The 24,712-nt window shown below is 65.1% G+C and carries 24 protein-coding genes; 7 read left to right on the forward strand and 17 right to left on the reverse strand.

Annotation, left to right across the window (positions count from 1 at the left end):
• Positions 1-87 precede the first annotated feature (87 nt).
• Positions 88-1,008 (forward strand): LysR substrate-binding domain-containing protein, encoded by a 921-nt coding sequence (locus ACZY0R_RS06630; protein ID WP_488857679.1) that lies wholly within the window; start codon positions 88-90, stop codon positions 1,006-1,008.
• Between the two features lie 105 nt (positions 1,009-1,113).
• A complete protein-coding gene (locus tag ACZY0R_RS06635; RefSeq protein WP_488857680.1) occupies positions 1,114-1,638 on the forward strand; it encodes a cupin domain-containing protein in 525 nt (174 codons plus the stop codon).
• Between the two features lie 499 nt (positions 1,639-2,137).
• Here ACZY0R_RS06635 and ACZY0R_RS06640 read toward each other — a convergent pair whose 3' ends face one another.
• Positions 2,138-2,659 (reverse strand): hypothetical protein, encoded by a 522-nt coding sequence (locus tag ACZY0R_RS06640; protein ID WP_488857681.1) that lies wholly within the window; start codon positions 2,657-2,659, stop codon positions 2,138-2,140.
• Between the two features lie 420 nt (positions 2,660-3,079).
• Here ACZY0R_RS06640 and ACZY0R_RS06645 point away from each other — a divergent pair, with 420 nt between their 5' ends.
• The gene (locus tag ACZY0R_RS06645) at positions 3,080-3,928 is read left to right on the forward strand and encodes an IclR family transcriptional regulator domain-containing protein (RefSeq protein ID WP_045240097.1); all 849 of its coding nucleotides are present in this window, start codon (positions 3,080-3,082) and stop codon (positions 3,926-3,928) included.
• 135 nt (positions 3,929-4,063) lie between these two features.
• Here ACZY0R_RS06645 and ACZY0R_RS06650 read toward each other — a convergent pair whose 3' ends face one another.
• From ACZY0R_RS06650 to ACZY0R_RS06660, 3 genes are all read right to left on the reverse strand, one after another.
• Positions 4,064-5,200 (reverse strand): NAD(P)/FAD-dependent oxidoreductase, encoded by a 1,137-nt coding sequence (locus ACZY0R_RS06650; protein WP_488857682.1) that lies wholly within the window; start codon positions 5,198-5,200, stop codon positions 4,064-4,066.
• A gap of 274 nt (positions 5,201-5,474) precedes the next feature.
• Complete coding sequence (locus ACZY0R_RS06655; RefSeq protein ID WP_441631362.1) at positions 5,475-6,224, reverse strand: flagellar brake protein; 750 nt, start codon at positions 6,222-6,224, stop codon at positions 5,475-5,477.
• A 280-nt stretch (positions 6,225-6,504) separates the two neighbouring features.
• Positions 6,505-7,467, reverse strand: a complete 963-nt coding sequence (locus ACZY0R_RS06660) for a LysR substrate-binding domain-containing protein (RefSeq protein ID WP_488857683.1) — start codon at positions 7,465-7,467, stop codon at positions 6,505-6,507.
• A gap of 157 nt (positions 7,468-7,624) precedes the next feature.
• On the opposite strand from ACZY0R_RS06660, the gene ACZY0R_RS06665 reads away from it, so the two are divergent.
• Entirely contained in the window at positions 7,625-8,263 is a 639-nt protein-coding gene (locus ACZY0R_RS06665; protein ID WP_488857684.1) for a LysE family translocator, read from the forward strand.
• A 21-nt stretch (positions 8,264-8,284) separates the two neighbouring features.
• On the opposite strand, the gene thpR is transcribed toward ACZY0R_RS06665, so the two are convergent.
• The 12 genes from thpR to ACZY0R_RS06725 all read right to left on the reverse strand — a co-directional run bounded on the left by thpR (position 8,285) and on the right by ACZY0R_RS06725 (position 18,280).
• Positions 8,285-8,893 (reverse strand): RNA 2',3'-cyclic phosphodiesterase, encoded by a 609-nt coding sequence (gene thpR / locus ACZY0R_RS06670; protein WP_488857685.1) that lies wholly within the window; start codon positions 8,891-8,893, stop codon positions 8,285-8,287.
• Positions 8,894-8,940: 47 nt separating this feature from the next.
• On the reverse strand, positions 8,941-9,477 hold the full coding sequence (locus ACZY0R_RS06675; protein ID WP_488857686.1) for a methylated-DNA--[protein]-cysteine S-methyltransferase: 537 nt from the start codon (positions 9,475-9,477) through the stop codon (positions 8,941-8,943).
• A complete protein-coding gene (locus tag ACZY0R_RS06680; RefSeq protein WP_488859541.1) occupies positions 9,474-10,946 on the reverse strand; it encodes an AlkA N-terminal domain-containing protein in 1,473 nt (490 codons plus the stop codon). The genes ACZY0R_RS06675 and ACZY0R_RS06680 overlap by 4 nt, the downstream gene beginning before the upstream one ends.
• 455 nt (positions 10,947-11,401) lie before the next feature.
• Entirely contained in the window at positions 11,402-11,761 is a 360-nt protein-coding gene (locus ACZY0R_RS06685) for a hypothetical protein (protein WP_488859543.1), read from the reverse strand.
• A 15-nt stretch (positions 11,762-11,776) separates the two neighbouring features.
• Positions 11,777-12,097: a hypothetical protein gene (locus ACZY0R_RS06690; RefSeq protein WP_488857687.1), complete on the reverse strand. Its 321-nt coding sequence runs from the start codon at positions 12,095-12,097 to the stop codon at positions 11,777-11,779.
• Positions 12,098-12,124: 27 nt separating this feature from the next.
• Complete coding sequence (locus tag ACZY0R_RS06695; protein WP_488857688.1) at positions 12,125-12,601, reverse strand: ISAs1 family transposase; 477 nt, start codon at positions 12,599-12,601, stop codon at positions 12,125-12,127.
• The gene (locus ACZY0R_RS06700; protein WP_488857689.1) at positions 12,598-13,269 is read right to left on the reverse strand and encodes an ISAs1 family transposase; all 672 of its coding nucleotides are present in this window, start codon (positions 13,267-13,269) and stop codon (positions 12,598-12,600) included. Before ACZY0R_RS06700 ends, ACZY0R_RS06695 begins: the two co-directional genes overlap by 4 nt.
• A 756-nt stretch (positions 13,270-14,025) precedes the next feature.
• Positions 14,026-15,366 carry a cytochrome-c peroxidase gene (locus ACZY0R_RS06705; RefSeq protein WP_488857690.1) on the reverse strand — a complete coding sequence of 447 codons (1,341 nt, stop codon included), beginning with the start codon at positions 15,364-15,366 and terminating at the stop codon, positions 14,026-14,028.
• A 24-nt stretch (positions 15,367-15,390) separates the two neighbouring features.
• Positions 15,391-15,699: a FixH family protein gene (locus ACZY0R_RS06710; protein WP_488857691.1), complete on the reverse strand. Its 309-nt coding sequence runs from the start codon at positions 15,697-15,699 to the stop codon at positions 15,391-15,393.
• 109 nt (positions 15,700-15,808) lie between these two features.
• Positions 15,809-17,140 (reverse strand): IS701 family transposase, encoded by a 1,332-nt coding sequence (locus ACZY0R_RS06715; protein WP_488857692.1) that lies wholly within the window; start codon positions 17,138-17,140, stop codon positions 15,809-15,811.
• Positions 17,141-17,423: 283 nt separating this feature from the next.
• Positions 17,424-17,795: a DUF3703 domain-containing protein gene (locus ACZY0R_RS06720; protein ID WP_488857693.1), complete on the reverse strand. Its 372-nt coding sequence runs from the start codon at positions 17,793-17,795 to the stop codon at positions 17,424-17,426.
• A 182-nt stretch (positions 17,796-17,977) separates the two neighbouring features.
• Positions 17,978-18,280 carry a hypothetical protein gene (locus tag ACZY0R_RS06725; protein WP_488857694.1) on the reverse strand — a complete coding sequence of 101 codons (303 nt, stop codon included), beginning with the start codon at positions 18,278-18,280 and terminating at the stop codon, positions 17,978-17,980.
• Positions 18,281-18,513: 233 nt separating this feature from the next.
• On the opposite strand from ACZY0R_RS06725, the gene ACZY0R_RS06730 reads away from it, so the two are divergent.
• Together ACZY0R_RS06730 and ACZY0R_RS06735 are read left to right on the forward strand one after the other, a co-directional pair.
• Positions 18,514-18,720: a helix-turn-helix domain-containing protein gene (locus ACZY0R_RS06730; RefSeq protein ID WP_488859545.1), complete on the forward strand. Its 207-nt coding sequence runs from the start codon at positions 18,514-18,516 to the stop codon at positions 18,718-18,720.
• 545 nt (positions 18,721-19,265) lie between these two features.
• Entirely contained in the window at positions 19,266-19,562 is a 297-nt protein-coding gene (locus tag ACZY0R_RS06735) for a hypothetical protein (protein WP_488857695.1), read from the forward strand.
• A 162-nt stretch (positions 19,563-19,724) separates the two neighbouring features.
• Here ACZY0R_RS06735 and ACZY0R_RS06740 read toward each other — a convergent pair whose 3' ends face one another.
• Complete coding sequence (locus ACZY0R_RS06740) at positions 19,725-21,464, reverse strand: IS1634 family transposase (RefSeq protein WP_488857696.1); 1,740 nt, start codon at positions 21,462-21,464, stop codon at positions 19,725-19,727.
• 381 nt (positions 21,465-21,845) lie between these two features.
• On the opposite strand from ACZY0R_RS06740, the gene ACZY0R_RS06745 reads away from it, so the two are divergent.
• On the forward strand, positions 21,846-24,701 hold the full coding sequence (locus ACZY0R_RS06745) for a M16 family metallopeptidase (RefSeq protein WP_488857697.1): 2,856 nt from the start codon (positions 21,846-21,848) through the stop codon (positions 24,699-24,701).
• The last annotated feature ends 11 nt before the right edge of the window (positions 24,702-24,712 follow it).

Here is a 24,712-nt window from a genome sequence, read left to right on the forward strand (position 1 = left end):
CCGGGCATGCGGTTGAACTTGATCACTGACGGTATTGGCAATGTAGACTTGCCTCAACGCGTCGACAACCGATCCTTTCTCCGTCTCATGCCTGAGAATTTCTCATCTGATCCCAAGCCCCGGCGCTTGCCGCCGCTGTCGGCATTGCGCGCCTTCGAAGCCACGGCGCGGCACCTGAGCGTCAAGCGCGCGGCGCAAGAGTTGTCCGTCACGCCGACAGCGGTGAGCCACCAGTTGCGGCTGCTGGAGCAAGTGCTGGGCGTGATGCTGTTCGAGCGCCTGCCGCGCCGGCTGGTGCTCAGTGCGCATGGCGCCACGCTGTACCCCGGCACACGCGATGGTTTCGATGCGCTGGAACAGGCGGTGGCCAGGCTGCGGGCCCCGCCGCCGCGCAAGACGCTCACGGTATCGGCCACGCCTGCCTTCGCGGCGCGCTGGCTGCTGCCCCGCGCTCCGGGGCTGCGGACAGTAGCGCCCGGATTCGACCTGCACGTGCATGCCTCGCTGGATCCCGTGGACCTGCACGCGGGCCAGGCCGACGCGGCGATCCGCTACGGCAGCGGCAAATGGCGCGGGCTGGCCGCCGAGCTGCTATGGCGCGAACGCTTTGCGCCCGTGTGCAGCCCGGCGCTCGGCGTGAAGAGCGCCGCGGGGCTGCGCCGCCAGACCTTGCTGCATCACGCGCGGCGCAACAATGCGCGCCGTCCTGTCACCTGGGCCCTATGGCAACAAGAAGCCGCGCTGGACCGGCTCGACGTGGCCAGCGGCCCCACCTTCTCCGACGAAACCCACGCCATCCTCGCGGCCGTGGCCGGCCAGGGCGTGGCCCTGCTGAGCCTGACGCTGGTGGCGGAGGAACTGCGCAGCGGTGCGCTGGTGCAGCCCTGCGGCCCGGTAATTGAAGGCGATGGCTACTACCTGGTCTATCCGGCGCACCGGCGCGACGACGAAGCGGTGCGCGCTGTACGCGCATGGATCGGCCCGGCGGCAAATCCAGCCGCGCCCTGAACTGGCTGGCGGGTGGCGACCGCCTGGTGGCACCGTGCGCTCCGGCATGTTGCCTGTTGCGCCCACGTGCGGGCATCATGGCGCCTACCGAACCCGGAGCCCCGCATGTCTGCCCAACCCGCCTCGCAAGACCAGTTGATCCAACGCTTTGGCTTGCAGCCGCATCCGGAAGGCGGCTACTACCGCGAGACCCACCGCGATACGGCGCGCGTGGCACGCGAAGGCGCAATCGGCGGCCCCGCCACCCATGCCGCTTCCACTGCGATCTACTACCTGCTGTGCGACAACGCGTACTCCGCCTGGCACCGCATCCGCTCCGACGAAGTGTGGCACTTCTACGCGGGCGGCCCGCTCGACGTACACGTGCTGGAGGACGGTGGCGGCCTCACCACGCACCGGCTGGGCAACGCGCTCGCGCATGACGACGCGGTTTTCCAGGCCGTGGTCAAGGCCGGCTGCTGGTTCGCCGCCGAGCGCAGCGATCCGGCCGGATTCTCGCTGGTAGGCTGCACGGTGGCGCCAGGCTTCGAGTTCAGCGAGTTCGAGCTGGCCGACACCGACAGCCTGCTGGCAACGCATCCACGGCACGCCACGCTGATCACGCGGCTCGCGCCGGCTGCGCGGCGCTAGGGCACAGTTGCTTCACTGTTCTTGGTTTTGCCATTCCGGGATTCCGGATACGAAATACGTGTCAGCGCCAGGGAAAGCGAAGCCCAGAGGCTTCTTGCGGCACAACGGCATAGCGAGCGCCAAACATTCGATATCCGATGGCCGAAACAACAGCGCAGCCGCCGAACAACGATTCGGTGTAGCCGTCGGTGCGCGATGCGAAGCGAGCCGTAAAGGTTCACCAGGCCGTATGGGGCGCCTCGTCGGCAGGCAAAAAGAGCGGAAAAGAGGGACCCATGTCTGAGTATCGCCATAAGGCGATGCGAGTTTGGGTCCCGGCCGCTCTTTTTGTCTGCCGACGAGGGGGGGTCGCCCCATCCGGCGCGCCTTTTTTGCCTACTTTTTTGGCAAGACAAAAAAGTAGGTCGCCCCCCGCAGGGGGTGAAACCGCCTTTGACTTTAAGCCTTTGCAGTTGAAGTTGAAGTTGAAGTTGAAGTTGAAGTTGAAGTCAATCAGCCCCTACCGCGGCTTCCGATACTCACTTTCAATCCAATCCCCCGCACTAGCCTTACTCAACTTAAACCCAGCCGACACCCGCACCTGCGCCAACTCATCCCCATTCTCATCAACAGCACTCAGCACCGCATAAGGATTATCCTCATCCGGCACAATATCCAGCGTCACACTGATCCGCGCAGCATCCGTATCCACAACCACACTCTTGTGCAACATGGCATGCAACTGCTGCTCATGCCGCCGCAGCACTTCCGAGGCCGTCTTGACCAGCGTCGAAAAGGCATTGGCATCGAGCGGCTTGGGGTTCTTCTTGTCGCGCCCCATCGTCCACGGCCCCACCAGGGCAGGCTCCGGCTCGCCATCCTTGATCATGGCAACGGCCCAACCCTCGTCATCCTCGTTCTTGATCACGCGAGCGGTCCAGCCGTCGGCGCGCCACAGGCGCGGCTCCTGGATCTTGTCTGCGTTGTCCCCGCCGGCGTCGTGGTCATTGGTTTCGGGCGAAAATTCGGGCTGATTGGTCATGGCTGGCTTCAATTCGGGGCTGCGCGGAGGAATGCGGGCGCCGCCCGAACCGCGCAATGCCTGGCGGCGGGGGGGACGGGACGGCGGCGGCAACAAGGACGCGATTTTACCCGTCCCGCCGTGGGGGCGGGCGCAACGTCCCGCCAGCCGCCTCGGGCGCGGCCATGACGGCACACCGATCCCCCCCGAAGTTGTATTTAATGTCTGCGCACCACGCCCTATGCTGGAAGAGTCGCCAAGGCCCCCGTCTTGATGACGAACCCCTTCCGGTCGCCGCCAACTTGAGACGGCGACGTTTTTTTGCCCGCCGGGCCCCTTCTCGCACCAAACCGGGGCTCGTGCCTGACGAAAGCGCTGGCCGGAGGCGCCCAGCCGGTTTAAGATGCGCGATTATCGAACAACCCGCGCGCACCCGCACACATGGACGCCCCCCCTCCTACCAGCCCTGGCCAGGCAACGGCCGCCACTGTCCGCGTCGCCCGGCCCCAGGCAGACCTGCTCAACAGCTTCTCCGGCGACCCGAACTTCATGCTATCGCTGGCACGCGGCCTGAGCGTGCTGGAGGCCTTCTCGGAGCGTAAGCGCCCGCTCACCATCTCCCAGGTGGCCCAGCGCACCCAGCTTTCGCGGGCATCGGTCAGGCGCTGCCTGTACACGCTGGAGCAGCTCGGCTACGTCAGCCAGCAAGCCGGCCAGTTCGCGCTGCGGCCCCGCGTGCTGCACCTGGGACACGCGTATTTCTCGTCGACCTCCCTGGTGTCGCTGGCCCAGCCTATCCTCGACAGCCTAAGCACGCGCATCCAGCAGACTTCGGCGCTCGCCATCCTGGACGACACCGACATCCTTTACCTGGTGCGCTCGGAAGTTCAGCGCGTGCTCACTTATTCGCTCGGCATGGGCAGCCGCCTGCCGGCCTACTGCACCTCGATCGGCCGCCTGCTGCTGGCCCACCTCGCCGAGCCGGCGCTGGAGGATTTCTTCGACCACGTCGATCTGCGCCCGCGCACGCTGCAGACCAAGATCTCGCGCCCCGAGCTGGAAATCAGTTTCGCGAAAGCGCGCGAGCTGGACTACGTGGTGATCGACGAAGAACTGGAACCTGGCCTGCGCGCCATCGCGGTGCCGGTGCGCGGCATCTCGGGGACCGTGATGGCCGGCATCAGCGTAAGCGTGCGCGCGGCGCAGGTATCGGAAGCCGAGATGATCTCCCGCCTGTTGCCGCCAATGCGTGAAGCCGCGGCCGCCATCGGCAAGCTGATCGCCGCCTGAGCCGTGGCAGCAGGCAGCGTCTATGCGATGCGCGCCATCGGCCGCTCTATGAAGCGAAGCGGGCCGGCCGCAACCGGATCCGCATCAGCGCGGCCTGAGCGGTGGATCGGCGCCGCGCCTGAGCGCTTCAGCGATTCAGCGCTGCAGCCGGCCGGGTCCGAGCATGGCTTCGGTCAGCCCGAAATCCGCGATGCGCTGCGGCAAGGGCTTGCCCTGTACCAGCGCGGCGCAGGCCTCGCCCATGGCGGCCGAGGTCTGGATGCCGTAGCCGCCTTGCGCGGCCACCCAGAAGAAACCTTCGGCCTGGTCGTCGAATCCGCCCACCAGGTCGCCGTCGGCGACGAACGAGCGCAAGCCTGCCCAGACGCGGGCCGGGCGGCGGATGGCGAGCGTGGTCATGTCTTCGATGTGATGGATGCCAAGGGCGATGTCCATCTCCTCGGCCTGCACATCGTGCGGTAGCACCGGATCGGCATTGGCGGGCGAGCCCAGCAGCATGCCGGCGTCGGGCTTGAGGTACCAGGTCTCGTCGAAGCAGACGAACATGGGCCAGTGCGCGATCTCCACGCCCTCGGGCGGCGCGAAGACAAAGGCCGAGCGCCGCTTGGGCGTGAGCCCCAGCGGCCTGACGCCGGCCAGCGCGGCCACCACGTCGCACCAGGCGCCGGCTGCATTGACCACCACCGGCGCGCGATAGGCGCGTTCGCCTGTCCGCACTTCCCACGAGCCCTGGTTGCGCGCGATCGCCGTCACCTCCGCATCGCACGCCAGGGTGCCGCCGCGCTGGCGCATGCCGCGCAGGTAGCCCTGGTGCAGGCTGTGCACGTCCATGTCGGCGGCATCGGGCTCCAGCACCGCGCCGAGCACCTTGCCGGCACGCAGCACCGGCACCAGGGCGCAGGTGGCGTCACGGTCCAGGCGCTGCGCGCGTGCGCCAAGCGCCGCCAGCGCCTCGAAATGCTGGTCGAGTTCCGCGGCCTCGCCCGGCTTGCCCACTGTCATGGCGCCGCGCGGGCTCAGGACGGGATGCTCGGCAAAACCGGCCGGCGGCGCGTCCAGAAAGGCGCGGCTGGCCATGGTGAGCGCGCGTACCTGCGGCGTGCCGTAGCTCTCCATGAACAGCGCGGCCGAACGGCCGGTGGAATGGTAGCCGGGATGCGCCTCGCGTTCGAGCACGATCACGCGCCCGGCCTGGGCCAGCCAGTAGGCCAGCGAGGCACCGGCAATGCCGCCGCCGATCACCAGGAAATCCGCGGAATCGTATGCTGTCATCGAAGCCCTCCTTCATCCATGCGTGCGCCGTTGCGGGAAGCCCCTCATCGGCAGATCCGATGTCGGCAAGCGTAACCCAAATTTTGCGGATACGCAAAATTTAGCGAATCGGCGCAAAGCAGCGGACCCTGGCAGCCAGGCTGCCGGGCCGGAGACATGCTTGGAAGGAAAGACAAGAATCGGGAAGACACCGGCGGGCAATGCCGGCATGGCGAGGCAGCCGGCCGGCGCGCTCGCGTCGTCAGCGAACGGCGCTGCGTGCGGCCAGCGTCGCTCAACCCCGGCTGGCTAGTTCCAGCGCGAACACCAGGCGCTGCAGGAAGTTCTCCATGCGGCCATCGAGATTGGAGAAGGCACAGCCGAAATGGTGGATGGCGCTGTCATTGTGCCCGGCGAGCCAGTGGCCCACCACTTGCAGGCTCAGGGTGAGCTTGCCCAGCGCGCCGAAATCCAGCTGCACGCCCGGGATCGTGGTGCCGACCGGCAACTTCGTGGCATCCACGGTCTTGGAGCGCAAGCCGACACCCGAAAGCGAGAGATCGGCAATATCGAGCGTGAGCACTGTGCCGTCGCTCATCTTGATGGTGCAGACGTAGCCCTTGGTCACCAGCGTGCGCGCGCGGAAATGGCGGCGGCGCTGGAAGTGGTAGAGCTTCTCCGGGAACGGCGCGGAGAAGGCCGGGCCGCCCTTGAACTGGGTGGTCTCGGGGGTACCGATGATGAAGTTCACCGGCACGCCGCGCAGGGACGCCGAAAAGGCATTCTCGCTGGAAGCCAGCAACGCTTCGCGCTCGGGCTCGGTGCGGCACCAGTCGAAGACAAAAGTGCGGCTGGCCGGGTCCACATGCAGCACGGTGGTGACCATCTCGTGGGCGGTACGCGCGCGCACGTTCAGGCTACACTTCTGCCAGGCAAGGTCGCGCAGCACCGTGCCGATCTGCGAGGAATGGGTAAGGCGATAGCGGTCGTCTGGCAACGCGCCGGCGTCAAGCTCGGATTGCTCCGGGGAATCTTGGAGACTCATGAAAATCACGCAAACGTCTGAGAGAGGCCTGCGTCGCGCCAGACTGGCTTGCGACGGGGAATTCGGGCTGCCCGCTTACCGGGTTGCAATCGAAATGCAATCGGGGTTGCGAGCGGCCAGCGCCGCATGTTAAGGGCGGCGCCCGCCGCTGTGCAAGCTCTTGTTTGGACAACGGCGGAGTGTGGCAAAACTTGAGACAGACTTCCGTGGGGTAGCCCGCCCGGGCGGGTTTACGCATCGGCGATCCGCGCGGACTCGCCGGGTTTTGCCGGCCTGTGATCTAGGATGCCTTTGCACGCCGCCCCTGGTCCGTCGCGCTCTTGCCGCGGCGGCGGCCATTTGCCATGCCCGCCTGCGCGGCTGCCGTGGCCGGGTCCGCGCCGAGCGACGCTTGCGCCTCCTGGCACAGCCAGTCGCGGACTGCCCGGCGCCGCTCGTCGCGCTCGAACGCCACCGGCGAGAGCAGGTGGTAGGACGAGCCGTCGCGCACGAACCCACGCGGCGCGGCGATGCGGCCATCGGCCATCTCGTCGGCCACCATCAGGCGCGAGGCGATGGCGCAGCCAAGCCCGGCCGCGGCGGCCTGGATGGTCAGGTAGAAATGCTCGTACCAGGCATCCGCGCCAAAGCGCTGCGTGCTGCCGGCAGCCCGGGCCCAGCGCTGCCAGGCATCGGGACGCGAGCGCGTGTGCAGGCGGGCGAGCGAACTCAAGGCCGGCGCCCGCGCCGTCGGTGTGCCGGCGCGGCACACCACGCCCACCCATTCCTCGGCAATCTCGCATGCGTGCAGATGCGTGCCGAAGTGGAAATCGTTGCGGCGCAGCGCAAGGTCCACGCCGCTGCGGGCGAAGTCGACCGGCCCCCCGGCGGCCATCAGGTGCAGCGTCACGTCAGGATGCGCCTCGGCAAAGCGCGGCAGGCGGGGAATCAGCCAGCGCATGGCAATGGTGGGTTCGCACGACAGCACCAGCGCCTTGTGCTGCCCGTGCGCGCGGATGCGCTCGGCCGCCGTGGCCAGGACTTCCAGCGACTGCGTGGCGGCGGCATGCAGGATGTGTCCGGACTCGGTCAGGAAGACGGCCCGGTTGCGCCGCTCGAACAACGCCACGCCGAGCGCCTCCTCCAGTTGGCGAATCTGCCGGCTGACCGCGCCGTGGGTCAGGTGCAGTTCGTCGGCTGCCCGCATGAAGCTCTGGTGCCGCGCCGCCGCCTCGAAAAAACGTATCCCGCCCAGCCAGTGCATGATCGCCTCGATATGTCAGTTATTCTCACTGATTTGCACGAGTATAAATCGGTTGTGCCGCACTACGCGGACACTGAAAATAGCGGCACTCCTGTCCTGGTTCCAACCACAGGCCACAAGGCTCCTCGCCCATCCCCGTCAGAGATACTCACACGATATGCATCCCCTCACCGAACTCCTGGCCGTCGCCACCATCACCGTGCTGGCCGTCACCAGCCCCGGCCCCGACTTCGCCATGGTGATGCGCAACAGCTATCTGCATGGCCGCAGGGCCGGGTTGCTTTGCGCACTCGGCATCGCGCTGGGCGTGCAGGTGCACGTCTTCTACACGATGTTCGGCGTGGCGCTGCTGATGGAGCACGCGCATGGCCTGCTGACCGTGGTCAAGATCCTCGGCGCCGCCTACCTGATCTGGATTGGCATCCAGACCTTGCGCAAGCGCGTGCCGGACACCAGCGCTGCGCCGCTCGCGGCGGATGGGGGGATTCCTGCCATGAGCTCGTCCGGCGCGCTCAAGATGGGTTTTCTCACCAATGCGCTCAATCCCAAGACCACGCTGTTCGTGGTCAGCACCTATACGCAGGTGGTGAACACGCAAACGCCGCTGTCCGTGCAGTTCGGCTATGGCTTGTTCATGTCGCTGGCGCACCTGGTCTGGTTCGGGCTGATTGCGTGCTGCTTCACCACGCCCGCGCTGCGCACCGCGATGCTGAAGCGACAGCGTGTGCTGGACCGCGTGATTGGCTCGGCGCTGCTTGGGCTGGGCCTTGCGCTTGGCCTGAGCAACCTGGCCTGACGGCTTGAGCCGAATGCGCCATCAGCCTGCCGGCGGATCCTCGCTCGCATTCAGCGCATAGGCGCGTCGGCACACATGCTGCACGCCACCGGGAAGGAGGCGGCTTTGATACAGGATGAAGCGATCGACCTGGAACGGCTCGCACACCAGCCCGGACTGCGAGTCGCGCCATGCCTGCAGCGTGGTGTGCGCCACGGCGGGCGTGCAACGGGCCAGCGTGATATGCGGATGGAAGCGCGCCTGAGGCCGTGAGCCAGAATCCGGCAACACGTTGTTCTCATCATGCCCGATACCCATGCCGATACCGTTCCCGGCGAGAGCCCGCTCCACGCCCGCGGACAAATCATCCAGCGCCGCGTTGGACTCCAACCCCGCCCACAGCACGCTCGCGCGCCGGCTGCGAAAATAGCCTGCCTCTTTCACGGTGAGCGCAAAGGCCGCGCATGACACCGTCCCCAGCGCCTGCTCGATGCGTATCGCCGCGGCTTCGTCCTGCTCGCCGAGGAAATGCAGCGTGAGGTGGATCTGGTTCAGCGTCGCCGGCCGGATACCCGCCACGCGGGGCACGCGCGCGAGCAGCGCGCCGGCGAGCGCCTGCGGGATTTCGATTGCCACGAACAGGCGCGCCATCGGTATCCTCTCGCCAACTTGCGCGGCAGCGCCTGCGCCGTGCCCGCTCACTCAAACGCCAACGCTGACTGGCGCAGGATGGGCAGCGCCATTGCCGCGGCCGTGCCCTCCAGCCTGAGCAGCGCGCGCTTGCGGTCGGTGCCGCCGGCGTATCCGGTCAGGTCGCCGCTGGCGCCCAGTACACGGTGGCAGGGCACGATGACCGACAAGGGGTTGCGCCCCACCGCGCCGCCTACCGCGCGGGCGTGCGTGGGTGGGAGCCCGAGCCCGGCGGCGAGTTCGCCATAGGAGGTGGTCTCGCCGAACGGGATCTCGCACAGCGCTTGCCAGACGCTGCGCTGGAAGGGGCTGCCGGCCAGCATCGTGGGCATCGAGAAGGCCTGCAGGCGTTCGGCAAAGTAGTCGGCCAGCTCGTCGGCCGCCTGCTCGAAGACCGGCTTCGCGGCGGCGGGGACATCGGCATCCGGCATGGCCGCCGCCGGGTAGTACTTCTGCCCGGCAAAGAACACTCCGCTCAAACGCGCGCCATCGGCGCGCAGCAGGACTTCGCCCAGCGGGCTGGCAACGATACGGTATGCAATCATGGTGCGCCTCTTTCCTTGTCTTCTTGTCCCGGCTTGCTGTCTTCGTGGCGCCGCCACAGGTGGATGGCTGCGTAGGCGCGCCACGGCGCCCACTGCGCGGCGTGCTGGCTCATCCCTCGCACGGTAGCGATGCCGAGCACCTTGCGCAAGACATAGTCGGTGCCCGGGAAGGCGTCCGGCCAGCCGAGCGCCCGCATGGCCACGTATTGCGCGGTCCAGTCGCCCACGCCGTCGATCGCACGCAGGCGCGCCAGCGTGTCTTCCGGCGCGGCGCTGGGTTCCAGCTTGAGTTCGCCGGCCGCCACGCGGCTGGCGATGGCGTGGATGGCCCGGCCCTTGCCCAGCGGGATGCCAATCTCGCGCAGGCTCTCCGGCGTCACCGCGGCAAGCTTGGCGGCGTCGGGGAAGGCAAGGCGCAGGGAAGGCGCCGGCTGCGCCAGCACGCGGCCGTGGCGCTCGGCCAGCCGCGCCAGCAGGGTGCGGGCATGCTTCACCGAGATCACCTGGCCCACAACCGCGCGCACGGCGATCTCGAAACCATCCACCGCGCCGGGCAGGCGCATGCCGGGCGCCCCGGCCGCCAGGGGCCCCAGGTGCTGGTCGACCACATCGGGCCGGCAACCCAGGTCGCACAAGCGCCGCACGCGCCCCAGCGCCTGCGGAATCGCGTGCGCCAGCGAACCCGACAAGGTGACCTTGATCACATGGCGGCGCTCCACATGCGCCAGCCGCAGCCAGCCGAGATGCGTGCGGCCCCCGCTGTCGATCGCCAGCGTGCGCGCATAGCTGCCATCGGCAAGCTGCTCTATGCCGTCCACTGCCCGCACTCCCAGGAATTGCAGGAAAGCCGCCCAGGCCAGCGGCGGACGGTATCCCAGCTCGAACACGAGTTCCTCGGCCACGCTGTCGGCAGCGCGCTTGCGCATCGCCAGCGGCGTCAGCCCGTAACGCGTCTTGAGCACGTCGTTGAAGCGCCGCACGCTGCCAAACCCAGCGGCGTACGCCACATCGGTCACCGTCAGCGCGGTATCCGTCAGCAGGCGCTTTGCCAGCAGCAACCGCTGGGTCTGTGCGTACTCCAGCACCGAGACGCCAAACTGCGCATCGAACAGCCGGAGCAGGTGGCGCTCGGTGACGCCGATGCGCGCGGCCAGGGCGGCGACGCCGGCATCGGCCATGAAGCCATCGTCGATCAGCGTGGCCGCCGCCTGGGCCAGCCGTCCCGACAGATCGGCCAGACCGTGCCCCGGTGCCAGTTCGGGACGGCAGCGCAGGCAGGGGCGAAAGCCCTGTTTCTCGGCCGCCGCCGCGGTTTCATAGAAGGAGCAGTTCTCGCGCTTGGGTGTACGCACCGCGCACACCGGCCGGCAGTAGACGCCGGTGGACGATACGCCCACGAAGAAGCGCCCGTCGAAGCGGCGGTCGTGCGAGGCAACGGCCTTGTAGCAGGTGTCCGGATCGAGTTTCATAACCAGCATGCTACTCCGTTGGGTGGGCGGGACTAGCTGGATTCGGACATTTGCCTGCACGGCGTGTATTGACCTGCAGCACCTCAAGCGACGCGGAACTCGAACCATCCTCGGCCGAGGATGGCGTTCTTCACTATGGGAGACGCGCGGCGATCCACTGCGACACGAAGACCACCCCCCGCCGAACAGCGCGAACCCGATGCAGAAGGAACTGAGAATGCGCCAGCGGACAGCGGACCGCCGGACCAGAGCCACCAGCACAAACACCAACCCCACCAGCAGCGGCACGGCAGCCAGAAGGAACGCAACCGCGGCATAAACGACGAGGGCGCCCGTAGTCACCTGCTGCCGGTTTATCGGTGTCAGCATGGTAGCCACGGAAAAGGCGAGCCCATCCAGAGCGAGAAGCACGGCAATGCAGTCAACGATGCGCACCAGGGCCCTTGTGCGCATCGTCATCTAAGGCCCTCCGCCGCAACGCGCTCGGCAAGTGCAGCCCATCGTTTCGGGCTGTCTCGCACAACATGGGCATAGTAGAAGTGCCCCTCGCCCTTGCCGGCGAGCATCTGCATATTTAGCATCGGTGCCGATTCGACCAGTTCGCGCCAAGGCATTCCGGCGTAGATCGGGTCTCCGAGCTGCTTCAGATTGATCACGATGGTCTTGCGGATGTTCTCGTGGCTGCGCAGGTGCGCAAGGAATCCCGCTTCAATCGGCGAGCCCACCAAAACCAAATGGTCGATCGCGTGGCCGGCGCGGGCATATGACCATGCGGTTTGCGCGGCCAGGAGAGAGCCGTAGCTGTAACCGATCAGGTTGAACTGCGGCGCCTACGCCGACATACCACCCGTAATCGTCCACTCGCTGTCGTCGCGTGAGCGGATCAGCATTCCCGAATGGATAGCATCAAGCAACGTGCCAGAGAACTCGTATCCATTTGGCATGGCTGCGCTAGCGGTATGGGTCAGTCCAGCGAAGCAGTGCGCAATCCCCGCCTTCCGGAACGCATCGAGCAGCGGCTGAACATATCCGCCGTCCAGCCCGGCACCGCCCCAATACAGCGTGCCACGCGGCGGCGGCAAATCGACCTTGGCCGGCGCCCGGTCCTCGACGGGCGTATGTTGCGCCTTAACTGTCTTGATCGGCTGCATCAGGCACCCTCCCCCAGGGCCGGAGCATCAAATTCTCGGCAGTGGCGTGAGCTGGAGTAACTCGAATAGGTAATCAGGATTCCAGCCCGCGACCTTGCGACGTGCGGCCAGGCTACGCTTTTTCTTGCCGGATTCGGGCCGCATGCGCAGCCAATTCAAGGTAATGCGGCGCAAGGTGGCGAAATTGGCCGTTGCATTGCGCAAGCGCACGGTGCTGGCGTCCTCGCGGAAGGTCACGTCCAGGCAATGATGCAAGCCGTTCTCGATGGCCCAGTGCATGCGACTCGCCTCAAGTAAGAGCTTGGCATCAGGTGCGGCGGAACTGATCAGGTACTGCGTCTGCACGCTCACTTGGCCGCCGATGTCGCGCGTGCGCTCAATGCGCACCAAGCTCTTGAGCTTGGGCCAGCGATCCAGTTCGCTGAGATAGTCCGGCGCCGCTACTGCGACGCAGTGGCGGCTTTCAAGGCGACCGTGTCCTTTATCCAGCGTCTCAAAGATCATGGCTTCATGTGCGCCCAATCGTGAGCTTTGCCGATGCGCATATAGTCTTCAACGGCTTGAGCCAGGCTGGGTTGGTTGTCCTTGGCGACCAGCAGATAGTCGCCGCCGCGCTCAGTGATCTCCTGCGCGATGGCCACCTGGGTGCCGATCGCATCGATGGTCACCAGGCTACCCTTAAGGGAGAGGACCGGCAGCAGGGCTTCAATGGCGGTGATCTCGTTGGTCTTTTCCTCGCAACGCTGCTGCGCCAGCACCAGGCCACTCAGGCTCGCGTAGGCTGTCACGCTATGCAAGGCACGCACGCCCTTGGCACTCGAGCCCGAGCCACGCACACTCTTGCCGTCGATCGCGATGATCGTGTGTAGATCCGGACAAACCTGACCCACCCAACTCAGCAGGCAGGCATCCAGTTGTTTCGGATCGAGCACCTCAAAGACACGTCGAATGGTGTCGTGCCCGGGAATGCCATGCGGCAATTCCAGGTATTGCCGAAGCCTCACTTCATGAGCAATACCCCATTCCTCCATCTCGTCCCACCCCTGTGCGCCGGCCAGCACCGAGAACAGCGCAATCGACAGGATGTCGATCAACTTGTGCCAGGTTCGGCCTACGACGCGAGGATCTTCTATTTCCGACAGCAGGATGATCAGTTGTTTGCCGGGGCTCATTAGCTCGCCTCTGAATCAGAAAAATCAGAGTAAACCCCTTCCGCCCCCAGTTTACAACCCGCTGCGATAACTCATTGCTTGTTAACGAGTTTTGATGCTCCGGCCCTGCACCCTCCCCGAAGATCCCGGCCCGGACCTGGCAATCGTGCCGGTGCTCTTGCAAGCCTCGCAGTAAGCCTGGCCTCCGATCATTGCTGTCTGGCGAACGGGAGCGCCAAAAGTGCAACCTCGGCCTGGATAGGGCAGGATCTTCCCGCCGCGCTCCAGCGCGTCGCCAACGCAGGCAATGCTTCGCATCATGGTTGGGCCTCCCAAATGCCGATGGGCTGGTTTTCCTGCTGCATACGATCTCCCTCAGGATGGGCATGTGCGCAAATTCGCCCCCCAATTTGCGCGTAATTCCTCATCGGAATCAATCGGACACGTCCTAATCTGCAATGAATTTTTTTGCGAAAATCCCACAGCAAAATTCGGATTCGTCCGATTCCAATCGGCTCGTCCGCAAGCTACTCTTTCCAGCCGTCGCCGTTGCGACTCAATGCCCTGCGCGCGGCGAATGAAGCGGTTCGCAGGCATGGCGCCAGCGCGCTCCCGCTGGACGCATTCCGCTTCGCCCCGCCCACGTGTACCTGGATCAGTATGCAAATCAATGCGTTGGCTGCGAGGGTATGGTCGCGCGCCACGGCTGAGAGGCGAACCTGCGTCCATCTTCCCCAGTGCAACGCGGCTGAAGTGACAGGGCAACCCTCTCGGTTCCTATCGAGAAGAACGCTCCATGATGGGACCCGATAGGGTGCGCAGGAACGCGACAACGTCTCGCATCTCCTCCTCCGTCAAGCGGATGGGCTTGCGCTCGGCGTGCCCCGTGCCACCATGTGCCAGCTCGGAATGACCAACCGCCGCTGCCGGCGAACGCGCGTAGTGCATCACTACCTCGCCCAAGGTCGCGAACTGGCCCGCGTGCATGTACGGAGCCCGTAGTGCCACGTTGCGCAAGCTCGGGGTCTTGAAGGCGCCTTCCATGCCCGGTTCGCCGGTGGCCATGAAGCGCAGCTCTTGGCAGACTTGCGGTGGCGCGTCGCTGTAGCGGCTCAGGCAATTGAACTCGTCCGCCAAAACCTTGGCTGTGGCGGGAGCGCGGCCACTGTCCGGGCGTGCTGGCTCTCTGGGCGGGACGCCCGTGTTGTGGAAGGCCTGGTCCGTCAGGAGCGGGCCGTTGTGGCACGTCGCGCATTGAGCCTTGCCGATGAACAGACGAAGGCCATTGACCTCTTGGGTCAAAAACGTTTTCTGGCCCGCGCGGTCGCCTATGAGAACCGCGTCAACGTACCGGTCGAAGCGGGACTCACCGTAGGTCACTGTCCGCTCGTAGGCCGCGATGGCCTTGCCGAGATTGGCGAAGACGCGGTTGACGGCATCGCGTTGCTCGTTTGTCAGCCGAGACCAGGCCCGCTTCTCGTCGGCGCTGCCCAGGGGGCTCGCGTCGGCCGGTAGTTCCTGCAGGTTCGGGAGGGCGCCAAACAGCGACTCATACTCCCGCTGGTAGTGCGTCCGCACCACCCGGGCGAACTGGACGCGGTTGCCGCCGTGCTCAACGGCATCCTCTAAGGGACCCAACGCTTGAGACCACTGGCTGTCCTTGCGACCGTCCCAAAACAAGAACGGGCTGTGCGCCGTCGCCACGATTGGCATGGTCCGGCGTTTCCCGGCTCCGATGCCCCTTCCGAGAGGCAGTCCGTCCTGGAACTGGCGGTCGGGCGCATGGCAACTGGCGCACGACACCGCCCCGTTGCGAGATAGGCGTGCATCCGCGAACAGCCTCCTGCCGAGCGCGACTGCTTCTGGCTTGTCCGCCACGGCGTTCGACGGGTCGGGCGGCGGTGCGGGAAGCTTGTTCAGGCTCATCGAGGATAAGATGGCCCGCTCTTCCTGCGACCACGAGGCGGCGCCGTCCATGGTGTCGTCGGCACGTCCGAAGCCGGTAAGCAAGGCAAGCGGGGCCAGGACCACGGCTACAGCGGCGAGTGCGCCCGTCAGCCTTCCGCGCTTGCTCGCCTGCCGTGACGCAGGCAGCTTGGATTTGTGGAGCTGGCTCATTAAACTGTCCCCTGACCAAGACGCTTAGCGCTGAATCCCCGAATCGCCGACGATGACGTTGAACACGGCTCCGTCGGTCACATCCCCGGCCTGAATTGCAAGACGCATGTCCCACCAGCCGGTCATGCTGAACTTCATGCCTTCGAGTGCGTAGACGCCAGGCGCTACCTCGCGTGTGATGCGGGGCTTGGTAGGGAAGCGCTGGCCGTGCTGCGGCATGCCCCCGTCGAAGCCAATCACGGCTCGCGACACAGGTTTTCCATCGGGTGTCTCCAGGTGCACCTGCCATGCGTGCATCTGGTTGATAGCTGGGCCCGAAGCCGGGGGGTCCATGCGGACAACGAACTGGCCTTGGGAACTAGTTCTACTGTGTCATAAATTGAATCGACCATCGATTGATGCGCAGCATGGGCAAAGCCCAAGGCTGCGCATCAGGTGGAAGCTAAGGTGATGACGGAGTGTCGTGATCGAATTCGCCACGTGTCGCTGCGCGCGCAGGGCTGCCACGGGGGATGTAATCCGCGGGAAGCGCAGGGACTTGGCGTTCGAAGAAGTTTTTTTTACTGCCTTCTGACTTGTCGGCAGTGAGTCGCTCGGCCATCAGGAAGCCATAGGCTGCGATGCTCAGCGTCGCGTGATGGTGGAATCCGCGCCAGCCTCTCCCTTCGTAATGACCAAGGCCGAGTTCTTGCTTCAAGTCTTGGTAATCGCGCTCAATACGCCAACGCATTTTGGTCACGAACACCAGTTGCTCTATCAGCGCATCGGCCGGTGCGGTGGACAAGAAGTATTTGGTTGGCTCCGCTTCGCCCTCCGGCCATTCGACCAGCAACCACTCTTCGTCACGCAAGGTACTGCGCCAATAGTCCCGATGCGCCGGGCGAACCCGCACGGCCGCAAATCGCGATGAAAGGGCCGCATTGGTGCCTTCCCGCCAAGCCACCACTTGGTAAGCACTCGAGGGCAAAGTCATCGCCAGGGTCTTCACGGAAACCGGCTCATGGCCCGGTGCGCGACGCAGCAACTTCGGTGGCCTGCCCGGACCGTTCGACGGTTTCGCCGGCAGTGGCGAGACGCCCGGCGGCCACACTGTCGTCGTGGAGCGAATCCCGACCGCGTAAAGCAGACCCAACTCGGTCAGGGTTTCGCGAAAGCCGGTTTCATCGCCATACGCAGCGTCGGCCAGCACGACTCCGGCAGGCACGCCGGCTGCGATCGCCTCGCGCACTTGCGCCAAGGCAATCTCCGGCTTGGTGGCGAACGCGATATCGTCTGGCACGCCGGCCTTCTGGCGGCGAGTCACATCGTCGGCCCATTCCTTGGGGAGATAAAGCTGATAAGCAATCGGAAGGCTGCCTTGCTCTGTAGCCAGTGACAGGCTGACTGCCACCTGGCAGTTGTCCTGTTTGCCAAGCTGGCCACAATATTGGCGCGCCACACCCACTGAATGTTTGCCTTTCTTCGGAAAGCCCGTGTCGTCAATGATCCAATAACGACCGCTTTGAGCTTGCAGCAAAGGCTGCACCCATTCCCGGACGCGCCCCATCAATGCCGCATCCGACCAATCGGATTTAGAGACGAAGTGGTGCAGCGACTGATGCCGGGCACTGGCATGCAGTGGGTCAACCCGTGCCGCCATCGGTTCGACGCTCTTGCGCGACAGCGGCAGCATCAGGCCAGTGCAATAGCTCTCCAAGCCGGCCCGGCGATCGGCATGCCCCAATCCTTCCGCCAAGTAGCTCATGTACTCCGCAAATCGGTCGCTCGTGCTCATGCACTTCCACCTTGAATGAAGAAGTACATATAATGCACTATTTTTTATGACACAGTAAGACTAGGATGCTGCAGCGAAAGGTCAAAGTTCGCCGGCGGTGTGCCGCAGGCGGCGGTGAGAAGGGAGAAGGCGACTGCTGCGAGCGAGGTCGGCGCGGAGAGTTTGAACATGGTTGGGTCCTTTTTTACAATGACGATGGAATGAGCAAAGTCCGGGTGCCCTGATGAGGCACCTAAAGAGGTTGTCGGGAATCCGGGGGCGCCGTCGATGGCGCGTCGTGGCGCTAGTGCACTGAGCGAGCGGCGTCGATGAGCTGCTGCAGGTCTGCCGGAACCGGCATGAGCTTGAAGCCGCTGACTTTGGCGCCGCCGGTATTACCGATGAGCACCCAACCCAGCCAGGTTTTCAATGCCGCGGCAACGATTCGCCAGGTCTGGCCGAAAGCTTCACCCGCAATGTTCTGGCGGAGCGCCCAGCGGAACATCGCACAGTGGGTGCGCACGTGTTCCACAGTGGATTCCTGCCCAAGGATGTGGGCGCGCTCGAGATGAGTGAACGCCAAGATTGCCTCGCCCCGAGCTTCGTGCGCCGCTGCGGCATCGAGCTCGGCTTGGACGTGGGGGCGAATTTGAAAGGCGAAGGTAGAGCGGTACATCGTGCGTGTCCGGGATGGGCTGCTAATATGCGAGCCATTGTCGGGGCCGCGCACGGAATGAACTTGAACGAAACGGCTGAGTTGAGGGGGGGCGGATCGTGACAGCACTGCAGGGCGATTCCGCCCAACCGTCCATCGCGCACGGTCGTTTCTCGGCCATCACATCCACGGGTCGCAGCTACTTATGGCAAGGCGGCATTCTCTGGATAGGCGAAGGTCAGGGCAGAACGCAGTGGCACGAGCACCATGCCCATCAACTCGTCATCGCGTTGCGAGGTAGCTTCCGCTTTCGGACCACGGCTGATGGTGCCTGGACTGGCTACGAGGCCGCCATCGTCCCCAGTGAATGCACGCACCAATTCGAAGTTGTTGGCGCCGCCGCCATGGCACACCTCTTCGTGGAACCCGAAACCATCGCTGGGCGCGCACTCACGGCACGCTTTGGTTCGAATGCCGTCGCTGAACTCCCGGTCGCAGGTGCCCACGCGGCTGCCAGGTTGCTGTCCGAAGCTTTGCAGTCGAGCCTGTCGGCCAAGGACATGGTCGAGGCAGCAACGTTGGCCATTGCAGAGCTGTGTGGGACCGCAACGAGGCCGGACAAAGACCTGGACCCGCGCCTTAGCCGGGCCCTGGACTATATCCGGTCGAACATTCGAATTCCCCTCTCATTAAATGACGTGGCCTCAGCGGTCGCCCTGTCGGAGAGTGTTTTCGGCATCTGTTCGTCGCCGGGACCGGGATCTCGTTCAGAGCGTACCTCCTATGGCTGCGCATCAATCTGGCCGTCGAGGCGGTCATGTCGGGCGCATCCTGGACCGAAGCCGCGCATGAGGCAGGATTTGCGGACTCGGCTCACCTTACTCGCACGCACAAGCGCATGTTCGGCATCGAACCGACGGCACTGCGCCCTCAGGCGCCCGGTTGAGGCGCTGGAATGCCGATGCTTCAAAAGGTGCTCAGAACGCTTGGCTGGAGCCGAGTCCCACATCACCGACGGGAAAGCATGCTTGCTCGGCTGGACGGCCGGCAGGATCGATCTGGTGCCGGTGGTGGTGTGATGGCGTAGCGGGCGTGACTGTTTGTTGCGGCCGGGTTGGGCCGCATTGCCCCACGCTATACTTCGCTCGTCGCCGCAACCACAGCGGCCGGGTTTAGCAGCCCGGATGACAGAGGCGGACAGCCGCCACCAGGCGGCGTTTTTGCGTCCGTCGTGCGTCTGCACGTCCTTATGGGCGGGCCTAGGCGGGGCTAGGCGGGGGAGCCTTCGGGCTCGCCGGATCTCTGTCCCGGTCTGCTAACCTCGCCTTGCGCCCGCCCACCCCGATTAGCAGCGGGGAGCGGAGTCAAAATACGCTGACAGAGTAGGCACTCCCATGCCCCAGTCTTCGCTCGCCCATTCCGGGCAAATCGCATCCCCCAAGCTCCCCGTCAACTGCCATCGCCTGTGCGCATCCCGACGGAGCGCACTCGATGCATAACTACTACCCGCGCTACAACATCACCGCCCAACGTGCGGGCCGCGATACCTTCCTGACCGCGCATGCCCCATCCGAAAGCCCGCTAAGCCTCGCCGTAGAAAAAACCGCGCAGCTCAATGCGCTGTTGTCGGTTGCCATCGAGAACGCGGCGGGCGGCACCTTCTGCAACCTCACCGAAGAGACCCAGGCCCATCTGCTTTCACTGGTGACCGTGCTTGCGCACGAGACGCTGGTGTTGAGCGAACTGGCCGCGTTGGATGAGCAGGAGGGCGAGGGAGGCGATGGATGATCCCAGTGCGCTGCCGGTCTGTTGACAGGGACCGGTCGAGGCAGCCGCAGCGGTAATCCGCTGGCATCTCTTCTTAATCCTAACTTTGAGTTCAGGCCAACGTAAGGTGTTGATTTCACGCGGTTATGCGAGTGCGTAGCGAGGGCTGACTGGGTACAGGTGCTACGGCAGGGCTGCCGGGCTGATGCCCAGGAGGCGGAAGGCGCGGTCCTGAAGGGGCGTTGGCCGCGTGGTCATGATGATCTTGGCCTCCGGATTCAGCGGCGTGTGGCAGATGTTGTAGGTGAGCGTGGCCAGATCACCGAGCAACGTGCGCAAGCTGTGGACGGGCAGATCATCCTCGGTGCGCTTGGTGGCGTCCTTGGCTTTCGCCTGTTCCGAACGCCGTGCCTTGGCCACGGGCGAGGCACGGGAAGCGCGCGCTAGCTCGATGTATTCATCGTCAAACAGCATCGGCTTCAATTTTTCGCGCATGTGCCATTCGACGTAGTAGGCCAGCATGCACAGAAAGACATGAGCACGCACGCGCTCGGCATTCCAATGGAACACGGGGCGCACGTGCAAGTCCATGGTCTTGAGCGAACGAAACGCTCGCTCGACCGCCGCCAAGCCCTTGTAGGCCGACACGGCCGCCTCGGCTGACAGTTGCGCCGCCGGCAAACTCGTGCGCACCACATACAGGCCATCGAGTGCCGCCTCTTGCTCGATCTGTAGCGTCTTGCGCGCCCAGGCAAAGCTGGTGTCGGTGATGGTCAGCTCGAAGTGCTTGGCCATCTTGAAGCGCTCGATGACCCGGCCCACGCGCAGGGCAATCGCCTCCGTGCCCTTGAGCCGGTTGCGCGCGCGCGTGGTGGCCTCGGCAATCTTGTTGAGCTCCTGTTCGGTGGCCTGCAACAGCGCCTCGCGTTTCCTGGCCCGTTCGTCGGCCAGCAGCGGATTGCGGCACACCACCAGTCGCTCGCCAGGAAACGTTTCGCTGGTGAGTTCGATGAGGTTGCGTTCATCGAACAGCGAGGGCTGAAAGGGGCCTTGTTCGCGGGCGAGTTCAGCTACCTGCGGGGCGCGCAGGCTACTCACCCAGTCCAGTCCTGCCGGGCGCAACAGCGTGTCGATACGGGCTTGCGTCAGCATCCCCCGGTCCCCTACCCAGGCGAGCTTCTCGATGCCGAAACGGTCTTTGAGCTTCTCCACCTGAGACGCCACCGTGCTCGGATCGGCAGTGTTGCCGGCGAAGACTTCGACCGCCACCGGACACCCTTGCGGCGTACAGACCAGACCGAACACGATCTGCGGCTCGTGACGCTTGCCATCGCGGCTGTAGCCGTAGGCCGCCAGGTCGCAGCAGCGCCCGGTCAGCCAGGTGGAAGTGAGGTCATAGAGCACCAGGGTGCCACCAGCCAGATGCTGCTTCGCCAGGCGCTTCTCGATGGCTTCCTGGGCCTCTCCCAGCCAGTCCAGCGCGGCGTACAACTCCTCGGGCTCCACATCGCCGATGCCGAGCATGCGCGACAGCGAATGGGCCGCGGTCTCTTGCTGCAGCATGCGGTGCGTGGCCAGCTTGGAGGCGGGCGAAATCAGGCGTGCCACCAGCAGCGCCATGACCAGGGATGGCACGCGGCCCGGCGCCGCCGCGAACCAGTGTTGCGCGCCACAGGCGCGGGCCGTACCGAGCGCGGCGGCCACATGGCCGTGCGGCAGACTGCGCTCGATCACCAGGGCCTCATCGGCCGAGGCCACGGCCGCCCCGCCGCGCAGCAAGACCTTCAAGCCCTCGATCACCTCGGGCGGAAGTGCGGACAAATTCGCCAGGGTGCGTTTCTTGACCTTGTTGCCTTCGCGATAGGACTCGCGCAGCAGGATCGCCGGCGGGGAATTGCGGTTGGGGACGTGTTCGATATACATGAACACCATTATTGGACATATTCAGCAAAAAACAAGGCTAATGTAATGTATTTACATGGGTACATATGCACCCCAAAAAATAGCCGAAACCCAACGGTGGCGCGGGTTCCGGCGAGTTCAGGGGCCAAAGTTAGGCTTAATGTCCTGAACCTAAATTCAACGAATTTGGATTCAGGACACCCGGTGCGCTGCGGCGGCTTGAAGGGTGCGGAATATTCCCAAATTCACTGCGAACCGGCTGAAAAGCACTACACCATGCCGCTACGGGCCCGGCAAGAGCTAGAATCAGCCATCGGGCCGACCTTACCGCTGCCTTGCCGCGCCCAGCAGAATCGCACAGATCTCCGCGACAAGGGAGCCAATCCACACCTCGAATTCCGCATGCGTCTCACGTTCAAGTGCCTTTCCTGCCTGCTGGCCCTGACTTTCAGCGTAGCCGTATCTGCCGCCCCGGCAGTCCCGGCGACTGCGGCGGTTGCCAGGCTGTCTTCCGCCGCGCCGGTCGAAGTGGCCAGCGTGGAGGGCATTACCGAGTACCGGCTCCCCAACGGCCTGCGCATACTGCTGGCGCCCGACGCGGCGCAGCCAGTCACCACCGTGAACATGACTTACCTGGTCGGCAGCCGCCATGAGAACTATGGCGAGACCGGCATGGCGCACTTGCTCGAGCACCTGCTGTTCAAGGGCACGCCGGCGCTGCCGGGCAACACCATCGCGCAGGAACTCACGCGCCGCGGCATGCAGTTCAACGGCACGACTGCCTTCGACCGCACCAACTACTACGAGAGCTTCACCGCCAGCGAGGAGAACCTCGACTGGGCGCTGAAGATGGAAGCGGACCGCATGGTCAACAGCTTCGTCGCCCGCGAGGCCCTCGACAGCGAGATGACGGTGGTGCGCAATGAGATGGAGCGCGCCGAGAACAACCCCGGCGGCGTGCTGATGCAGCAGATGCGCTCGGCCGCCTATCGCTGGCACAACTACGGCAAGGCGCCGATAGGTGCGCGCAGCGACGTGGAGCATGTCGCCATCGGCAACCTGCAGGAGTTCTACCGCCGCTATTACCAGCCCGACAACGCGGTGCTGGTGGTGGCCGGCAAGTTCGACGTAGCCGCCACGCTGGCGCGCATCGGCAAGCACTTCGGCGCGATCCCGCGCCCGGCGCGCATGCTGCCGGCGCAGTACACCGTGGAGCCGCCGCAGGAAGGCGCACGCGAGATCACGCTGCGCCGCGTCGGCGACTCGCAGGTGGTGGCCGTGCAGTACCACATCGCCCCCGGCGCCCATCCGGATGCGGTGGCCATGCAGTTGCTGGCGGACATCCTCTCGGATGGCTCCGGCGGCCGCTTGTACAAAGCACTGGTGGAAAGCGGCAAGGCCAGCTGGCAGTTCGGCTCGGTGTCGTCAATGAAGGATCCCGGCTCGGTCCTGTTCGGCGCCGGACTGAGCAAGGCGAAGGATCTCGAGGCGGCGCGGCAGACGCTGGTGGCGCAGGTCGAGGGCTTCGCCGAGCGGCCGGTCACCGAGGTGGAACTGGAGCGTGCCCGCACCCGCATGCTCAACGGCTACGAGCGCCTGCTGGAGAACCCCTCCGGCTATGCCGTGGCCTTGTCCGAGGCGATCGCCAAGGGCGACTGGCGCCTGTTGCTGATCGCGCGCCAGCAGGCCGAACGCGTGACGCTGGCCGACCTGCAGCGGGTGGCGCAGAACTACCTGCGCGCCAGCAACCGTACGCTGGGACGCTTCGTGCCGCTCGACATGCCCGGGGACAAGCCTGCCGAGGCGCCTGCGTCGGCCAGCGTGCCCGCCGCTCCGGATATCGCCGCACTGGTGGCCGCCTACCAGGCTAAGCCAGCCAAGGCCGCCGTGCCGGCCTTCGACCCGAGCCCGGACAATATCGAGGCCCATACCTTGCGCGGCAAGCTGGCCAACGGCATGCAGTTCGCCTTGCTGCCCAAGCCCAGCCGCGGGCAGACCGTAAATGGCATGCTGATCCTGCGCATGGGCGACGTGAACAACCTGCAGGGCCTGGACGCGGCCGGCAGCCTGACCGCCGCCATGCTGATGCGCGGCACCCTTCGCCTGGAACGGCAGCAGATCGCCGACCGGCTGAACGCGCTCAGGGCAGTGGTGTCGATCCAGGGCGACGCCGAATCGGTCAACGTTCGTTTCGAGGCGCGGCGGGAAACGCTTGCCGAGACGCTGGCGCTGCTGCGCGAGATCTTGCGCGAGCCCAGCCTGCCAGCCGCCGAGTTCGAGACGCTGCGTGCCAACGCCATTGCTGGCGTCGAAAGCGGGCTGAGCCAGCCTGAGACGGTTGCATCGAATGCGCTCGGCCGCCACAGCAATCCCTACGAGCTGGGGGACCCGCGTTATGTCCCCACGACACAAGAGAATATTGCGGCACTCAGGCAGCTGCGGCTGGCCGACTTGCGCTACTTTCACACGCGCTTCTATGGCGCCAGCCACGGACAGGCGGTTCTGGTCGGGGACTTCGACCGCGAGGCGGCTCAGGCGCAGCTGGCTACCCTGTTCGGCGACTGGGAGGCGCAGGCGCCCTATGCACGTGTCGACCGCCCCTTCGTACCGCTCACGCCTGCCCGCCTGACCCGCGAGACACCTGGCAAGGCCAATGCCATCTACCTGGCCGCCCTGCCGATCGAGCTGACCAGCAATTCCCCGGATTATCCGGCCCTGGTCATTGCCAATCGCGTGTTCGGCGGCAACGCGCTCAAGGGGCGGCTTGCGGATCGGCTACGCCAACGCGACGGCATCAGTTACAGTGTCGGCAGTTTCGTGCAAGTGGGCGCGCTCGACACCAACGGCAGGTTTGGCATGCAAGCGCTTTATGCGCCGCAGAACCTGGATAAACTCAAGCGCGGCGTCGAAGAGGAACTGTCCCGCCTTACGGATACCGGGATTACACCGGAGGAGTTGGCGCAAGCCAGGAGCGGCCTGTTGCAGCTAGGCACGCTTTCCCGCACCAGCGACTCGGCATTGGCCGGCGCACTGGCCAACCAGCTGTTCCTGGGACGCACGATGCGCTTTGTCACGGAACATGAGCAAGCTATCGCCACGGCGACCGTCGAACAGGTCAACGCGGTAATCCGCAGGTACCTGGACCCGGCGCGGGTGGTGCATGTCTATGCGGGCGACTTTTCTGTCACGGCAGCGCAAAATGCCGGAGCGACCATGAAGGCGGATGGTGCGGCCACCGAGGCCACGCCCGCCCCCTAAAAGGGCCAGAC

The sequence above is a fragment of the Cupriavidus sp. F041 genome (assembly GCF_057814235.1).

Excerpts from the sequence above, each read along its gene's own strand:
- ACZY0R_RS06630 (WP_488857679.1), top strand. The coding sequence starts at position 88 with ATGCCTGAGAATTTCTCATCTGATCCCAAGCCCCGGCGCTTGCCGCCG.
- ACZY0R_RS06635 (WP_488857680.1), top strand. The coding sequence starts at position 1,114 with ATGTCTGCCCAACCCGCCTCGCAAGACCAGTTGATCCAACGCTTTGGC.
- ACZY0R_RS06640 (WP_488857681.1), bottom strand. The coding sequence starts at position 2,659 with ATGACCAATCAGCCCGAATTTTCGCCCGAAACCAATGACCACGACGCC.
- ACZY0R_RS06645 (WP_045240097.1), top strand. The coding sequence starts at position 3,080 with ATGGACGCCCCCCCTCCTACCAGCCCTGGCCAGGCAACGGCCGCCACT.
- ACZY0R_RS06650 (WP_488857682.1), bottom strand. The coding sequence starts at position 5,200 with ATGACAGCATACGATTCCGCGGATTTCCTGGTGATCGGCGGCGGCATT.
- ACZY0R_RS06655 (WP_441631362.1), bottom strand. The coding sequence starts at position 6,224 with ATGAGTCTCCAAGATTCCCCGGAGCAATCCGAGCTTGACGCCGGCGCG.
- ACZY0R_RS06660 (WP_488857683.1), bottom strand. The coding sequence starts at position 7,467 with ATGCACTGGCTGGGCGGGATACGTTTTTTCGAGGCGGCGGCGCGGCAC.
- ACZY0R_RS06665 (WP_488857684.1), top strand. The coding sequence starts at position 7,625 with ATGCATCCCCTCACCGAACTCCTGGCCGTCGCCACCATCACCGTGCTG.
- thpR (WP_488857685.1), bottom strand. The coding sequence starts at position 8,893 with ATGGCGCGCCTGTTCGTGGCAATCGAAATCCCGCAGGCGCTCGCCGGC.
- ACZY0R_RS06675 (WP_488857686.1), bottom strand. The coding sequence starts at position 9,477 with ATGATTGCATACCGTATCGTTGCCAGCCCGCTGGGCGAAGTCCTGCTG.
- ACZY0R_RS06680 (WP_488859541.1), bottom strand. The coding sequence starts at position 10,946 with ATGAAACTCGATCCGGACACCTGCTACAAGGCCGTTGCCTCGCACGAC.
- ACZY0R_RS06690 (WP_488857687.1), bottom strand. The coding sequence starts at position 12,097 with ATGCAGCCGATCAAGACAGTTAAGGCGCAACATACGCCCGTCGAGGAC.
- ACZY0R_RS06695 (WP_488857688.1), bottom strand. The coding sequence starts at position 12,601 with ATGATCTTTGAGACGCTGGATAAAGGACACGGTCGCCTTGAAAGCCGC.
- ACZY0R_RS06700 (WP_488857689.1), bottom strand. The coding sequence starts at position 13,269 with ATGAGCCCCGGCAAACAACTGATCATCCTGCTGTCGGAAATAGAAGAT.
- ACZY0R_RS06705 (WP_488857690.1), bottom strand. The coding sequence starts at position 15,366 with ATGAGCCAGCTCCACAAATCCAAGCTGCCTGCGTCACGGCAGGCGAGC.
- ACZY0R_RS06710 (WP_488857691.1), bottom strand. The coding sequence starts at position 15,699 with ATGGACCCCCCGGCTTCGGGCCCAGCTATCAACCAGATGCACGCATGG.
- ACZY0R_RS06715 (WP_488857692.1), bottom strand. The coding sequence starts at position 17,140 with ATGAGCACGAGCGACCGATTTGCGGAGTACATGAGCTACTTGGCGGAA.
- ACZY0R_RS06720 (WP_488857693.1), bottom strand. The coding sequence starts at position 17,795 with ATGTACCGCTCTACCTTCGCCTTTCAAATTCGCCCCCACGTCCAAGCC.
- ACZY0R_RS06735 (WP_488857695.1), top strand. The coding sequence starts at position 19,266 with ATGCATAACTACTACCCGCGCTACAACATCACCGCCCAACGTGCGGGC.
- ACZY0R_RS06740 (WP_488857696.1), bottom strand. The coding sequence starts at position 21,464 with ATGTATATCGAACACGTCCCCAACCGCAATTCCCCGCCGGCGATCCTG.
- ACZY0R_RS06745 (WP_488857697.1), top strand. The coding sequence starts at position 21,846 with ATGCGTCTCACGTTCAAGTGCCTTTCCTGCCTGCTGGCCCTGACTTTC.